9 protein-coding genes and 1 pseudogene are annotated in these 16146 nt (G+C 60.7%); 7 read left to right on the top strand and 3 right to left on the bottom strand.

Annotated features, from left to right (window positions below):
* The first annotated feature begins 112 nt into the window (after positions 1-112).
* Positions 113-544, top strand: coding sequence for a 50S ribosomal protein L11 (rplK, locus tag AC1AWD_RS00500; protein WP_476508744.1), 432 nt, complete (start codon positions 113-115; stop codon positions 542-544).
* A 16-nt stretch (positions 545-560) separates the two neighbouring features.
* Positions 561-1253, top strand: coding sequence for a 50S ribosomal protein L1 (gene rplA / locus AC1AWD_RS00505; protein ID WP_476563137.1), 693 nt, complete (start codon positions 561-563; stop codon positions 1251-1253).
* Positions 1254-1413: 160 nt separating this feature from the next.
* Here rplA and AC1AWD_RS00510 read toward each other — a convergent pair whose 3' ends face one another.
* On the bottom strand, positions 1414-2208 hold the full coding sequence (locus AC1AWD_RS00510; protein ID WP_476563138.1) for a PucR family transcriptional regulator: 795 nt from the start codon (positions 2206-2208) through the stop codon (positions 1414-1416).
* Between the two features lie 39 nt (positions 2209-2247).
* The gene (locus AC1AWD_RS00515; protein WP_476563139.1) at positions 2248-4278 is read right to left on the bottom strand and encodes a DUF6020 family protein; all 2031 of its coding nucleotides are present in this window, start codon (positions 4276-4278) and stop codon (positions 2248-2250) included.
* Between the two features lie 112 nt (positions 4279-4390).
* Here AC1AWD_RS00515 and AC1AWD_RS00520 point away from each other — a divergent pair, with 112 nt between their 5' ends.
* Both AC1AWD_RS00520 and AC1AWD_RS00525 read left to right on the top strand, forming a co-directional pair.
* Positions 4391-5278: a biotin--[acetyl-CoA-carboxylase] ligase gene (locus tag AC1AWD_RS00520; protein WP_476563140.1), complete on the top strand. Its 888-nt coding sequence runs from the start codon at positions 4391-4393 to the stop codon at positions 5276-5278.
* A 217-nt stretch (positions 5279-5495) separates the two neighbouring features.
* Entirely contained in the window at positions 5496-6374 is an 879-nt protein-coding gene (locus AC1AWD_RS00525; protein ID WP_476563141.1) for a biotin--[acetyl-CoA-carboxylase] ligase, read from the top strand.
* 148 nt (positions 6375-6522) lie between these two features.
* Here the strand turns inward: AC1AWD_RS00525 and AC1AWD_RS00530 are convergent, their stop codons facing one another.
* A complete protein-coding gene (locus AC1AWD_RS00530; RefSeq protein WP_476563143.1) occupies positions 6523-7137 on the bottom strand; it encodes a biotin transporter BioY in 615 nt (204 codons plus the stop codon).
* Positions 7138-7300: 163 nt separating this feature from the next.
* On the opposite strand from AC1AWD_RS00530, the gene AC1AWD_RS00535 reads away from it, so the two are divergent.
* The 3 genes and pseudogenes from AC1AWD_RS00535 to AC1AWD_RS00545 all read left to right on the top strand — a co-directional run.
* Positions 7301-9145, top strand: a complete 1845-nt coding sequence (locus AC1AWD_RS00535) for an acetyl/propionyl/methylcrotonyl-CoA carboxylase subunit alpha (protein ID WP_476563145.1) — start codon at positions 7301-7303, stop codon at positions 9143-9145.
* A gap of 2 nt (positions 9146-9147) precedes the next feature.
* Positions 9148-10761, top strand: coding sequence for an acyl-CoA carboxylase subunit beta (locus AC1AWD_RS00540; RefSeq protein ID WP_476563146.1), 1614 nt, complete (start codon positions 9148-9150; stop codon positions 10759-10761).
* A gap of 49 nt (positions 10762-10810) precedes the next feature.
* Positions 10811-16127: pseudogene (locus tag AC1AWD_RS00545) on the top strand (fatty acid synthase subunit beta domain-containing protein); the annotation flags it as partial.
* Positions 16128-16146 lie beyond the last annotated feature (19 nt).

Below are 16146 nucleotides of genomic sequence, written 5' to 3' on the forward strand. Positions count from 1 at the left end.
TGGAGGGTAAACCCGCTAGCACAGCACAGCAATATACGTTGCGGGAGGAGCGCGCCGCGGGGAACCAAAGTGCGCGCCGCCATCACCGCTTCATAGAAAGAAGAACCATAACATGGCTCCTAAGAAGAAAGTCTCGGCGCTGATCAAGCTCCAGATCGAAGCTGGCAAGGCCAACCCGGCCCCGCCGCTGGGCCCGGCTCTGGGTTCCCACGGCGTGAACATCATGGACTTCTGCAAGGCCTACAACGCGGCCACGCAGGACAAGATGGGCCAGGTCGTTCCGGTCGAGATCACCGTCTACGAGGATCGTTCCTTCACCTTCATCCTGAAGACCCCGCCGGCAGCAGCTCTGCTGAAGAAGGCCGCTGGCATCCAGAAGGGTACCGAAAACCCGCTGACCCACAAGGTCGGCTCCGTCACCAAGGCTCAGGTTCGCGAAATCGCCGAAATCAAGATGCCTGACCTTTCCGCACGTGACGTCGAAGCCGGCATGAAGATCATCGCGGGCACCGCTCGCTCCATGGGCATCACGGTTACCGACTGAGAGGGGAGAAGGAAACATGGCTAAGCATTCCAAGAAGTATCTCGAAGCGGCTGAGAAGGTCGATCGCAACAACCTTTACACCGCCAACGAAGCCATCGCTCTTCTCAAGAGCATGCCGTCCTACAACTTCGACCAGTCCGTCGAAGCTGTGCTGCGTCTGAACGTCGACCCGCGCAAGGCCGACCAGCTGGTCCGCGGCACCGTGAACCTGCCTCACGGCACTGGTAAGACCGCCAAGGTCCTCGTCTTCGCTCGTGGCCCGAAGGCCACCGAAGCCACCGAGGCTGGCGCTGACATCGTCGGTGATGACGAGCTCGTCGAGAAGGTCGCTGGCGGCTTCCTCGATTTCGACGCCGTCGTTGCCACCCCGGACATGATGGGCAAGGTCGGCCGTCTGGGCCGCGTGCTCGGTCCGCGTGGCCTGATGCCGAACCCGAAGGTCGGCACCGTGACCATGGATGTCGCCAAGGCTGTCACCGAAATCAAGGGCGGTAAGATCGAGTTCCGTGTCGACAAGAACGGCAACCTGAGCTTCATGATCGGCAAGCTGTCCTTCGACGAGGTTGCTCTGGACGAAAACTTCAAGGCTGTCGCCGACGAAGTCAAGCGTCTGAAGCCGTCCACCGTCAAGGGCCGTTACATCACCAAGGCCACCATCACCTCCACCATGAACCCGGGCGTGCCGGTTGACACCGCCACCCTCATGTGAGTTGATGCCTGACCAAGGCATGTAGCTATAAAGCTTCAAGAGTCCCCGATACCAATGGTATCGGGGACTCTTCATATGTCATATTCCAAATTCACACTATTGAATTTGTCATATTGCGCGCTGCGCTATCGCACCAATCGCAATTCACTGATCGTCGCCATCACCGTTTCCCGGCATCGCGCATACGTCCAATCGCAATCGCCGTGTTCAACACATACGCATCACGCGGATCCGTCGCATCCCATCCCGTCGTCTCAGCGGCGCGCTTCAAACGATACCTCACCGTATTAGGATGTACGTTTAATTCTTTCGCCGTATTTTCAAGCGAACCGCCGAATCCAAGAAAAGTGGTCACCGTAATATATGTGGGATCATCGGGATTGTCGCCGTGCAGCACTTGATACACATTCGCATACAGCTCATCGCGCGCATAATCATCACCCAGCAAAGCGCGCTCCGGCAGTAGTTCGTCAGCGCGAAGCGGGCGCGGGAAATTGGCCAGAGAAGGCGCCGCCTGCAGTGAAAACAGCGTTTCAAGGATCACATGCGAAGCGCCCGCGACACCTTGCCTTACAGGGCTCACGTACAGCGGAGAAGTGCCATCAAACGCGCCATCCACATTCGTGCACGTCACCGCGGGCGTCGCCGCCCCCGAAGGGCGTGCCAACATAATCAGAAAATCACCGTATGTGCCGACGATAATGCTGTCGCCGCCCAAATCACGTACGACTTTGCGCACAGCCAGCGATGTGGCCATCGGATTGTCAATCGGCACGCCTCCAATCGCGAAGCAGCCGAAAACACCGCGCCAGCCCAGCACATTCATCAGCGACGTCACACGTTCATCGGTCAAGCCGGTGATCAGACATTCGAATGCGAGCCGCTCGATGGTGGTATCGTCGGTGCGGCCTGCCAAAAGGTCAAGAATGTCACTGGAATCGGATGTGCTGTTCATACTGTTCAGTGTAGCCGCGCAGCCCATGTGTGACGCGCGCTATTCCTCGCGGGATTCCGCAACGCGCTTCCTGCGGGTCGTCCACGATTCGCGCGTGAACTGCAGACACAGGAATCCGAACACGAATGCCACTGGCAGCATGTGGCGTTCGAAATTATTGGCCGGAGCGGTTATCATCACGCCCATCAGCAACAGCAGTGGCAAATGCCAGGCGAGGGCGCGCCAGCGGCGCAGAATCACTTCGGCGGCGCCAATCAGCAGCGTCAACGTCACATACAGGTTGCCGTGTGTCACCCAGCCGAGCACAGGAACGGCGCCCCAAGCCTTCGCGAATTTAGCAACGGCGTCACGCCAATCGTGGCTGTAATACTGGATCATGTCGCTGTTTTTCTGCACATAATCGCTGTTGACGTAATAGTCCATCGACACATATGGCAAATCCGTCACATTGAAGTAACCGAAATATTCCGCAAACAGCGCGTCGGCGGCAACCAGCGGGCTGGCTTCTACGATTTCAAGCCATGCCGAATTGAAATTTTTGAGATCTTTTTCAGTGACTGAGCGCCACTTGTAACTGACTTTTTTCGATTGAATGCCGGAGGACTTCACCGGATCGGCGTCCTGCCGGGAATACGCGGCCGCCATCTGATCAAGATTGAATATTGGCGCCAGCTTGTCTTTGGCGCTTTGCGGAATGCTGTCGGGATCATATTTGGCGACGCGCGCGATCTGCTGTAATTGAATGGACTTGCTTTCGATCGGATCGCCCGAAATAATGATGCCCGTATTGATTGCCAGCATCGTGCCGCCATGAATCAGCAGCGCCGGCAGCAGCAGCGCCGACACGTACACGCACCAACGTTTTCGATCGGAAAGCAGCATCAACACGAATGCGAACAGAATGACGTACCACGCGTATTTCGCCGAAATCAGCATGACGCAGACGGAAACGACGAACGCCATCCACGAGCGTTTGCGCAAACGGTGCGGCTTGCCGTTGATGGTGGGCTCCACCGCGATATGCGTCGCATGAAGCTCGTAGAAAATGCCGAACCACCAGACGAAGGCGAACGCGAACAGCGGCGATTTGGTCAGCGAAATCGTCGAAAAAATCGCCAGCGGGCAGAACATGAAAAACATTAAAATCAGCAGGCGTGAAACAGGGCCTGCACGATGACGCGAAGGGCGTGCGACAACTCCGCATTCAGGATGCTGCAGATCGCGCTGTAGCCAGCAGTCATGACATTCTGGATGTGAAAAATCGAAAGCGCCTTCGCCAAGACGGCGCCATGGCAGATTGAAAAAACGATTGGCGGTTGCCGCGCAGCAGAATGCGGCGAACAGCCATTGGCAGGCGGCAAGCACGACAATACCCGGATCGTTGGATTGCGTGAAATAGCGGGAGATTGCCGCGACCGCGCCGTAGACGATGGTGAGCACGATATTGTGCTGGTCGGTTAAATATGTGGGATTGTCGGGCCACAGATAATGCGCGGTGGGGTAGATGTCCATCGGAACAAAAGAGAAGAAGCCGATATAGGCCTGTTCAAGTCCCGTCCATTGGTTGAGCGCCCATGCGAATTCGCGGATTTGCGAGCGGATGTCGGCGCCGAATGCGGCGAGCAGTGTGGTGGGGATCCATAGCCAACCGACGATGAATACAAGGAACAGCTTCCACCAGCGATCGGTGATGCTGACGAGACCTCGCCCAAGCCATGCCGCGGCGGCGGCGATCGCGCGACCCGGACGTGAGGCGGCAATGCGTGCGCAACGCTGTTTCCATGCTTTCGGCATGCGCATGATTGTCGGAAGCACGCGTTGGCTGCGGCCGAATCGTACCAGTGTTACAAGCAGAGCGAAACAGATCAGGAATGCGATGATGAGATATGCGGCGTTCGCCCATCCGAAGCCGGCCAAGCCGATGTCCTGCCAATACAGCGGGCCGATGGCGATGCACCATGCGATCCACAGACATGCCAGCGCGCCCAACGTCCATCCGAAGACGTTGAGGACGCGTATGTGCTTTGCTCTGGTTGTTGCGATGGTGGGGGATGGAGAAATGCCAATCATGGCAGTGATTGTATCGTGCCGCGCAAACCTCAGCTGGGTTTCGGTGCTTCTCGTCATCCGTGCTTCGCAATACGGTTTGACGATTTAATGCCTTCATGTCTAAGGTGGAAACATGATGTTGTCGCTAAAGGCCGCACCGCCGCGGTTGGCTAGGACGGAGCAGGTGGCCGATAAAGTAGTCGCACGAGCGCAGATGGACTCCACCCATGAGCAGGCGCATCGTCTGGTCGACGCAGGATTGATTGCTTGGAATGGCAACGATGATGTTGCCGTCACCGTGGTTGCCGCTGATGTGCAAACCGATGCCCATATGCGTTTTGGCCGTAGTTGGATGAGCGTGCCGGGCGGTTCGTTTACGGTGTCGTTTATTGCGACGATGCCGAATGCCGTGGTGAGGGATTCGACGATGAATGGCTGGCTGTCGATGATCGCCGGCCTTGCCACGCTGGACGCCATTGAAGGCTCGTTGGACGATTGCGGTGCTCGTCCGTTGGATTTTGATTACGGCTTTATGCTCAAGTGGCCGAATGACATCTACTGCCACGGTTTGAAGCTGGGCAGTACGTATTCGGAGATCGCTCCGTTGCCGGAGGGCGCACGGAATGCGGACAAAGCCGCGGTGATTTTCAGTGTCGGCGTGAATCTTACGGTGCCGGCGGATCGTCTGCCGACACCGCAATCCACATCGCTGAGCATGCATGTCAAGTCACTGCCGATGGGGTCGGTGCTGCGTGACATGATTGCCGCCCGCCTGGTGGTGTCGCTGCGTGAACGGTTGAGGGCGTTCATTGCCGATCCGGCGAAGCAAAGCAGCCGGCTGCGTTCCGAAACCCGTCATGTGTGCTGGATGATGGGCCGGACGATTTCGGAGAGGCTGACTGACAGCACGGTTTGCAATGGCGAGGTTGTGTCGTTGAATGACGATGCGTCGGTGACGGTGCGCTCTCCCAGCGGCGAGGTGCGTGTGTTGCATGTCAGTGACGTCGGCCTGTTGGTTTAGGCGTTACGCGGCGTGTGACGTGTAGCGGCGCATGGCGTGTTGACGTGTGACGCTGCGCGGCGTTGCGTCGTGCGTCGCATGCCGTGGGTGCGCGTTGTGACTATTGCGACAATTGGTCTGACGCTGGTTTGACATAGCGTGGGATGAACGTAAATGAATTAGATCATTTCGGGCCTGCCGTTAGAACGTAGTGTGCCCGATGGAGGGGAGAGCCACGATGCTGTTATCGGACACTTCTTTTTTCCGTACCGAGGCTATTGCCGATGCGTTGGTGACGGTGAAGGAAACCGAGTCGACGAATACGCTGGCCGCTGAGCTGGTCGCCTCCGGGCGTCTGCCGGTGCTGGGTAATCGCAAGGATGCCGTCGCCGCTGTCGCCGCTGACGATCAGACGGCTGGGCGTGGCCGTTTGGATCACACGTGGGTGAGTGTTCCGGGGGCGTCGTTCACGATTTCGTTTGTGGTGGCGGTGCCGAAAAGCCTTGTCGTCGACGAGTCGGTGAACGGCTGGCTGCAGATGATTGCCGGTCTGAGCGCGTTGGATGCGATCAATGACGCCGTTCGAGATGCGGAAGGGCGTTGGATCGATTTGAAAACCGCTCCGAGCTTGAAGTGGCCGAATGACATTTATTATGGCGGCCGTAAATTGGGCGGCATTTTGGCGCAGATGCTGCCGCTTCCTGCCGATCAGCAGAAAGCCGGCGAGGATGAGCGGTATGCGGTGATTTTTGGTGTGGGATTGAATTTGGCTGTGCCTGCCGATGATTTGCCCGATAATGCCACGTCGTTGGAGCTGATTGCCGAGGAGCTGCCGTCCGCTGGAAAAATGCGCGATTTGATTGCGGCGTATTTGATTCCTTCACTGCGCACACGCATCGTAGCGTTTGCTGATGATCCCGGTGGGGCGGCGTCGGGCCTGCGCGACGAAATGCTGCATTGCTGTTGGACGCTGGGGCGTCGTGCGCAGGCGCATTTCGTTGATGGCGGTACGTTGGAAGGTGAGGCGACGACGTTGAACGAGGATGCGTCGCTGACGCTGACGCTGGGTGATGGCAGCACGCGGATTGTGCGCACCGCTGATGTCGGCGTGCTGTGATGCCGCTGTTGCGATACGAAAAAAGCCCGCTGGCTGCGGGCTTTTTCATTATTTTCCAGTCATACTGGCACTGTTATGACGTTTTGCGGGCTCTTCGACTCTTGAATCTGTCACAGCAGTACTGTTATGACAGATTTTGAAGGCGGGGTCAGCGCAGGGAGCGGGCGCCGGCGATGGTGAGGGAGGCGATGACGGCCTTGACGAGATCGCCTGCGATGAAGCCGGTGGAGGCGAGGGTCACGGTGAACGGATCGACGCCGGTGATGATGCTTTGCACGCCGATGCCGAGGACATAGTCAAGGACGATGCATCCGGCGATGCAGGCGGCGAAGTAGCGGGCGAAGCGCAGGGCTGCACGCACGGCGAAGCCCTTGTCGGACTTGGCGTTTTCTTCGGCGATGCGGCGAGCGTCACCCTTCAGCCAAGCGGTGACGATGGCGGCCGGCAGGAAGCCGATGAGGAAGCCGGCGCTCGGGCCGAAGAATGCGGCGGTGGAAGTGCCACCTGCGAATACCGGCAGTCCGACTGCGCCGGCGGCCAGATACAGTGCGATGGCGGCGGCGGTCTGACGCCAGCTCATGGCCAGAGCGGCGACCATAACAACGAAAGTCTGCAACGTAATCGGCACAGGGGTGCCCGGAATCGGAACGGCGCCGGCGGCGGAGGCGGCCCACAGCAGCAGGGCGAAAACGATGGGCTTGCCGATGGTGATGATGGCGCGGCGGTCGATGGCAGAGCACAGCAGCGCGATGGCGTTGGCCATGGTGAAAGCTCCTTGTATGAGATTGACGATGTTTCACGAAGTGTTCTTTATGCTAGCCGCACCGGGGCTTGGGTTGCGTTTGTGCGCTTGTACAAAAACTTGATTCCAGTTTTGTTGGAAAACGAGTTCATACGTGTGTGGAACATGTGACATGCTTGACGGCATGTCTTTTAATGTCAAGAAATTGCTGGTGGCGAATCGAGGCGAAATCGCGCTTCGCGTCGTTCGTGCCGCACAAGAGATGGGCATCCCCACGGTTGTCGTCTATGCCGAACAGGACCGCCATGCGCAGTATGTGAGCATGGCGGACGAAGCGTACCTGCTGTCCGGCGACACCTACAAGGACACGTATCTCAACGAGGATCTGATGCTCGACATCCTCGAGCGAAGCGGCGCGAACGCGGTGCATCCCGGATATGGATTCCTGTCTGAAGTTTCTTCCTTCGCGCAGCGCGTGCTCGACGCCGGTGCGATTTGGGTCGGCCCTTCCCCGCAGGCGTTGACCGATTTGGGCGATAAGATCACCGCCCGTCGTGTGGCCACGCGCGCCAAGGTGCCGCCGGTTCCCGGCATCTCGCAGTCCATTGATGACATTCGCCCGCTGTTGGATTTCGCCCATACGCACGGCTATCCGCTGATGTTCAAGCGCACCGATGGCGGTGGCGGCCGCGGCATCACCCTGGTACATGACGATGATGAGCTTCGCGGTTTCTACATGAACCATGATGCGTTGCAGGGCGGCGATCTGAACGCATACTTCGTCGAACGATTCATCGACAAGGGCCGTCACGTCGAAACACAGTGCGGCCGTGACAGCCACGGCAATTTCACCGTGTATTCGACGCGTGATTGCTCCGTGCAGCGCCGCAATCAGAAGCTTATCGAAGAGGCTCCGGCCCCGTTCCTCACCGACGAAGTCGCCGAACAGCTGTATCGCTACTCGCGCAATCTTTTTGAAGCGGTCGACTATGTGGGTCTCGGCACCTGCGAATTCATGGTCACCGACTTGGGCAAGGTCTACTTCCTCGAAGTCAATCCGCGCTTGCAAGTCGAACACACCGTCAGCGAAGAGGTCAGCGGCATCGACCTGGTGCGTGAACAGCTCGCCATCGCATCCGGCGGCGAACTGATCGCCGACGCCCCCGTCCGTGGACACAGCTTTGAATTGCGCATCACCTGCGAAGATCCGGCAACGAATCTGGCACCGAGCTCCGGTACGCTGACCGAAGTGCGTTGGCCCGCCGGTCCCGGCATCCGTGTTGATTCCGGTGTCGTCGCCGGAGACACCGTGTCTCCGAAATTCGATTCGATGATGGGCAAGCTCATCGTCACCGCGCAGGATCGCGAAACCGCCATCGCGCGCGTACGCCGCGCATTGGGCGAGCTGCATATCGAAGGCGTGCCGACCCCGGCCAGCCTGTTCGAGCAGATTTTCAACGATGATGAGTTCACTGCAGAACACGGCCATGATTTCGACGTAAGCACCAAATGGCTGGAACGCAAGTATCTTAACCGTGATCCTCAGGCCACAAGCGGCGGCCAGCCGGCCTCCCTGAGTGGTGGCAATGCCGAAGCTGCTGTGGCCGAACGCCCATCCAGCGAAAGCTTCTTCATCGAAGTCAACGGCAAGCGCGTCGAACTGACCGTTCCTGTTGACATCGTCGAGAATCTCACCGGTTCGGCCCGCGCCCGCGGCGCCAAGCGCCCGACACAGCCGCTGCGTGGCCAAGGTCTGCATCATGTGCAGAAAGACAATACGGAAACCGAAGGCCAGCCGGGCGTCATCGCCTCGCCGATGCAGGCCGTCATCACCCGCATCAACGTCGCCGAAGGACAGGACGTCGCCAAGGGCGACCTGCTGGTCGTACTCGAATCCATGAAGATGGAAAACTACGTGTATGCTCCGGCCGGCGGCATCGTCACCAAGATCTTCGTCTCTCCGGCAGTCGGCGTCGAAGCCGGCGAAACGCTGATGACCATTGACGTGACCCAGGCAAAGAAGGGATGAGGATGACGGATATCATGCAATCGCCGGCCGTCATGGCCGCATCCGGACAGGGCAATGCCGCAGACGGCGAGCGTCAGCCGATTCGCGCATCCGTACTGCGTGCCGCCGAACTGGCGCGTGACGCCGAAGCGCATGCACGCGACCGTCAGCACGTCAAAGGCAAGCTCACTGCTCGCGAACGCCTCGACCTGCTGCTCGACACCGGCTCCTTCGAAGAAGTCGGCCGATTCCGCGGCGGCGACATCAACGCAGGCGTCGCCGGCTCCGCCGTCATTACCGGCTTCGGTGAAATCCACGGTCGCAAGGTCGCCGTCTATGCGCAGGACTTCTCCGTCAAAGGCGGCACATTGGGCGTGGCCGAAGGCCAGAAGATCTGCCGGCTCATGGACCAGGCCATCAGCCTGAAAGTGCCGATCATCGCCGTCATCGACTCCGGCGGAGCGCGTATTCAGGAAGGTGTCGCCGCATTGACGCAATACGGTCGCATCTTCACCAAAACCTGCGACGCCAGCGGCTTCGTCCCGCAAATCTCACTGATTCTCGGCCCCTGCGCAGGCGGCGCCGTCTACTGCCCGGCGTTGACCGATCTGATCATCATGACGCGTGAAAATTCCAACATGTTCGTCACCGGTCCGGACGTCGTCAAAGCGGCAACCGGAGAGACCATCAGCATGGCGGATCTGGGCGGCGGCTATGTGCACAACGCCGTATCCGGCGTCGCGCATTACCTGGGCGAAGACGAATCCGACGCCATCGACTACGCGCGCACCGTACTGGCATACCTGCCGTCGAACTGCGAAAGCAATCCGCCGACCTATGCGTATGCCGCAACCCGCGCCGACCACGATGTGGCGCGACGACTGGCCAGCATCGTCCCCGACAACGACCGCCAGCCGTACGACGTGCTCGACGTGATCCGCTGCATCGTCGACTACGGCGAATTCGTGCAAGTGCACGAACTGTTCGCCTGCTCCGCGGTCGTCGGATTCGCCTGCATCGACGGACATCCGGTCGGCATCGTCGCAAACCAGCCAAATGTCAACGCTGGCATCCTCGACGTCGACTCCTCTGAAAAAGTCGCACGATTCGTGCGCCTATGCGACGCATTCAACCTGCCCGTCATCACGCTGGTGGACACCCCAGGCTACAAGCCCGGTTCCGAACAGGAGCACGCCGGCATCATCCGACGCGGCGCCAAAGTCATCTACGCCTACTCCAACGCGCAAGTCCCGCTCATCACCGTGATCCTGCGCAAGGCGTTCGGCGGCGCCTACATCGTCATGGGATCCAAATCCATCGGCGCAGACCTCAACTACGCCTGGCCCAGCAGCCAGATCGCAGTGCTCGGCGCGGCCGGTGCGGTCAACATCATCCACCGCAAAGACCTCGCCAAAGCCAAAGACATGGGCAAAGACGTCGACGCATTGCGCGCCAAACTCATCGCCGAATACGAGCAGACCACCGTCAACGCGAATCTCTCGCTCGAAACCGGCGAAATCGACGCGATGATCGACCCCGAACAAACTCGCGAGACCATCATCCAAGGTTTGTCGCTGCTCGCCAGCAAACGCCGCGTCCGCGCAACCAGCAGGCATCACGGCAACCAGCCGCTGTAAACATCGCCTGCAGCAATCAAAGATTTCAAACAAAGAACGAAGGACCAACATGAACGAATTCTTCCTGAACCGACTGGCCAACGAGCCTCATGCGCTCGCCTTCGCCGGCCAGTCCACCCCGTGGCCGGTCGCGCTCGCCGACGCGCTTAACGACCCCGCACTCGCCGACGCGCTGCGCAAGCACACCGACGTCGCACAGAACATGCTGTATCCGGTATCCGCCGAACTGCTCGCCACCACCGGACGCCCAGTCGACCTGTACGGCTACGAGCCGAATCCGGCACGCCTGGGAGCCGCCGCCGAAGCGGCAGCCAGCGTTCCCGGCATCGCTCTCGCCCAGCTGGCCGCACTGCTTGACGCAGCCCAGCTCGGCTATAATCCGGCCGTGGCTAAGCCCGTCGCAGTGCTCGGCCACTCCCAGGGCGTGCTCGCCGTGCATATGGTCCAGGCTATTGAAAAGGCAGGCTCCATTGAAGCCGCAGCCGGTGCAATCGACGAGATTCTCGCCATCGCGACGCTGATCGGCGTCGCCGGCACCCGACAGGCCCGCCAGCTCGGCCTGGCCGCACGTCACGGCGAAGCCACCCCGATGCTGTCCGTCAAAGACATCACCCGCGCGCAGGTCGACGCGCTGATCGAACGCATGTCCGGCGCTCGCGGTCCGATCGCAGTGGCCGTCGCCAATTCGGCCACACATTACGTGCTGTCCGGATACCCGGAAGACCTTGCCGCATTCGGCGTTGAAGTCGCCAAGGAACACAAGCATCAGGCCAAGCTGCGCGAAGAAAAGGTGCGCGGTGGCCGCGTATTCGATCCGACGCTCGAATACCTCGACGTGACTCTGCCGTTCCACAGCCCGCTGATGGAAGACGCTGTTTCACAGGCTGTTTCTTGGGCTGAAGTCTGTGGCATTGACGGCGAGCACGCCCGCGAACTCGCCGCTGAAGTGCTGTTCAACCATGTCGACTGGTCCGCACGCGTCAAGGCGATGATGGAATCCGTTGATACCGCCTCCTTGTGGGTGTTGGACTTCGGTCCCGGCAGCACGGTCGGCAAACTGTTCTCCACCGTCGCCCAAGGCACTGGCGTCGGCGTGGTGGAAGCCTCCACCGCAGCCGATCGCGCCGCGCTCGCCACCATGGACGGCGAGCCGGAGCGCATGCAGAATTGGAAGCGTTTCGCGCCGCGCGTCATCGACACTCCGGCTGGTCGCAAGATGCGCACCGCCTTCAGTGAGCTGACCGGCAAGCCGCCGGTTCTGCTGGCGGGCATGACCCCGACCACCGTCGACCCTGAAATCGTGGCCGCGGCAGCCAACGCCGGCTACTGGGCCGAACTTGCAGGCGGCGGACAGGTGACCGCCGACGTGTTCGACCGTCATGTGGCCACGCTGGAAGAAGAGCTCGAAGAAGGCCGCACCATCGAATTCAACGCGATGTTCATGGACCGTTATCTGTGGAATCTGCAGTTCGGCTCCCAGCGTATCGTACCGAAGAAGCGCGCCAGCGGCACCCCGATCGACGGCGTCGTCGTTTCCGCCGGCATTCCGGAATTGGATGAAGCCGTTGAACTGATCAGGACCCTGAACGCGGACGGCTTCCCGTATGTGAGCTTCAAGCCGGGCACCGTCGACCAGATTCGCCAGGTCGTGCGCATCGCCAAGGCCGTCGCTCCGACGAAGGTGCTGATCGAAGTCGAAGGCGGTTCCGCAGGCGGCCACCACTCCTGGGAATCCCTCGACGATTTGCTGCTGACCACCTATGCCGAAGTGCGCGAGCAGGATAACCTTGTGCTCGTCGCCGGCGGCGGCATCGGCACTCCGGAACGTGCGGCCGACTACATTACCGGCGAATGGGCATGCGAATACGGCCGTCCGCTGATGCCGGTCGACGGCGTGCTCGTCGGCACCGCCGTGATGACCGCCAAGGAAGCCCACACCAGCCCGGACGTCAAGCGCATGCTGGTCGAGACCCCCGGCATCGAAGCCAAGCCGGGCAATGCCGACCCGTTCGCGCCTCTGGGTGAGCAGTGGGTGCCGAGCGGCAAGGCCCTCGGCGGCGTGACCTCCGGCCTGAGCCATCTGCATGCCGATATCTACGAGCTGGAAAACTCTTCCGCACGTTGCGGCCGTCTGCTGGTTCGAGTGATGAAGCATCCGGAAGAGCTGGAAAGCCGTCGCGAGGAAATCATCGAGGCTTTGAACTCCACCGCCAAGCCGTATTTCGGCGATTTGAAGGCGATGACCTATATCGAGTGGGCCGAACGCTTCGCCACGCTTGCCTTCCCGTGGGTCGACGAAACCTATGCCGACCGTTTCCTGCACTTGCTGCAGCGCATCGAAGCCCGTGTCGTCGAGCAGGAAAGCGGCGAATTCACTTCGCTGTTCGCATCCCGCGCCGACGTCGAATCCGATCCGTTCGCCGCGATCGCCAAGTTGCGCGAAACATATCCGCAGGCCTCCGAACTGCATGTCGTGCCGATGGATGAAGCCTGGTTCCCGACCCTCGTGCGCGAATACCCCAAGCCGATGCCGTTCGTTCCGGTCATCGACAACGATCTGCTGCGTTGGTGGGGCCAGGATCAGCTGTGGCAGTCCGAAGACCCGCGTTATTCCGCTGATTCCGTGCGCATCATCCCCGGCCCGATTTCCGTGGCCGGTATCACCACGATGGATGAGCCGGTCGCCGATATTCTCGGCCGTTTCGAACAGGCGATGATCGAGCGCACCGCAGCCGACAATGCTGAAACGACTTCGGCCTTCGCCCAGCTCAACGCCGCCGTCGACGCGGAAGCGTTCATCCGCTCCTGCCCGAACATCTCCTGGGTCGGTCATCTGATGGCCAACCCGGCCTACGGTACCGCCAACGGCGACGCCGCATACGAAATCACCAAGGTCGGTGAACACGGCAATGTTGAACAGTACGATCTCAACATTCACCTCGACACCTTCTGGGACAATGATCCGGACTGCGGTGCATCCAAGCACGCCGTGCGCAGCATCGTCATCCCGCTGAACGTCGACGGCACCGAACCGGGCCTGTTCCCGGTAGTCGACCGTGAACGCCTGCCGAAGCACGTCTATCGCATGCTGGCCGACACCGCTGGCATCGGCAACACCGCCATCACCGGCGACAAGCTGACCGCAATGCCTCAGATCGAAGAGGACGACGACAAGGCCGCCCATCCGTTCGGCCTTGCCCACGCTTCGTACACGCTGTCCGCCAACCTCGGCTTCGACCATGAAGCCGCAACCGGTGGCGCGCTGCCGCACGACCTCGTACCGTCCCGCATCGCGCCGGACGCCTTGGTCGGACCGGCATGGCCGGCGATCTATGCCGCACTCGGTTCCGTGTACGTGCATGGCTTCCCGGTGATCGAAGGTCTGCTCAACGCCGTCCACCTCGACCACCTGATCGAGCTGGAAGTCACGGAAGACGAACTGCTCTCCCACATCGGCGAGGCAATCACGCTGACCAGCTGGGCCGAAGACTATTTCGAATCCGCATCCGGCCGCGTCGTCACCATCCATGTCGAGCATGCCGCCTCCGACGGCACGCTGCTCGCCCGCGAAACCGAACGCTTCGCTATCCGCGGTCGCGCGTATTCCGACGCATTGCCGCCGGAAGCGCCTGACTATGGTGGAATCGAAGCCGACATCGCAAGCACGCCGCGCCGCATGCTGCGCCGCGTCACCGTCACCGCGCCTCACGAAATGACCGCCTTCGCGCGCACTTCGGGCGACTTCAACCCGATCCACACGTCGCATCGCGGCGCCGCAGTCAGCGGCCTGAAGGCCCCGCTGGTTCACGGCATGTGGCTGTCCGCAACCGCCCAGCATGCCGTGCAGGCTCTGGACGATAAGGGTGCCCACTATGAAATCGCCGGTTGGACCTACAACATGTACGGCATGGTGCAGCTTGACGACGAAGTGGAAATCTCCGTCGAACGCGTCGGCCGCGTGCGCCACGCCGGCATGGTGCTCGAAGTGACCAGCCGTATCGACGGCCAGATCGTTTCCCGCGCCACCGCCATCGTGCGCGCTCCGAAGTCCGCATTCGTCTACCCGGGCCAGGGCATCCAGGCCCAGGGCATGGTGCTCGACGAGCGTGCCAAGTCCCCGGCGGCCCGCGACGTGTGGGAGCGTGCGGACAATCTCACCCGTGAACGTCTGGGCTTCTCCATCCTCGCCGTCGTGCGTGATAATCCGAAGGAACTGACCGCCAACGGCGTTATCTACCGTCATCCGGACGGCCTGCTCAACCTCACCCAGTTCACGCAGGTGGCGCTGGCCACCGTGGCGTTCGCTCAGACCGCTCGTATGCGCGAAGCCGGCGCCGACATCTGGCCGTCCTACTTCGCCGGCCACTCGTTGGGCGAATACAATGCGCTGAGCTCCTTCGCGGACGTGATCCCGCTGGAAACCGTGCTCGAACTTGTGTTCCACCGCGGTTCCACCATGCATCACCTGATCGATCGCGACGCTCAGGGCCGCTCCAACTACCGTATGGGTGCGCTGCGTCCGAACCAGTTCGGCGTGGACGATGCTCACGTGCGTGATTATGTGGAATCCGTGGCCCAGGCTTCCGGCGAATTCCTGGAAATCGTCAACTACAACCTGGCTGGCCAGCAGTACGCCATCGCCGGCACCATTGCAGGTTTGAAGGCTCTGGCCGCCGACTCCGCCAAGCGCGTGGCCGAATATGGTGGCAAGCGTGCGTTCATGCTCATTCCGGGCATCGACGTGCCGTTCCACTCCACGCTACTGCGCAAGGGCGTTCCGGAATTCCGCGACAAGCTCGACGCGTTGCTGCCGGCATACATCGACTATCGCGGACGCCTGGTCGGCCGCTATATTCCGAACCTGGTGGCCTGCCCGTTCGAAATGACGAAGGAATTCGCCGCGAAAATCCTCGAAGTCGTGCCGTCCGAACGCATCAAGGCCGCTTTGGACGATCCGTCCGTGTGGGATTCCTACGCAGAAGACGATCAGAAGCTCGGCCGCCTGCTGTTGACCGAACTGCTCTCCTGGCAGTTCGCGTCCCCGGTGCGTTGGATCGAAACGCAGGCCCTGCTGTTCGGTTCCGCCGAACAGGGCGGCCTCGGCGTGGAGGAATACGTGGAAGTCGGCTTGGGCAATTCCCCGACGCTGGCCAACCTCGGTTCCAAGACGTTGCGTCTGCCCGATTTCTCCGGCCGCGACGTGACCGTCTACAACGTAGGCCGCGATGAAGGCCGCGTGTACATGACCGACTCCGATTCGCTCGTGCCTGAAATCGAAGACGACGAGCCGGTCGCTGCCGAGACCGCAGCCGCTGCTCCGGCTGCCGCTCCGGCCGTGCCTGCTGCTGCGCCTGTCGCCGCCGCTCCGGCCGCGCCCGCCGCTTC

This window comes from Bifidobacterium sp. LH_512, from assembly GCF_056356435.1.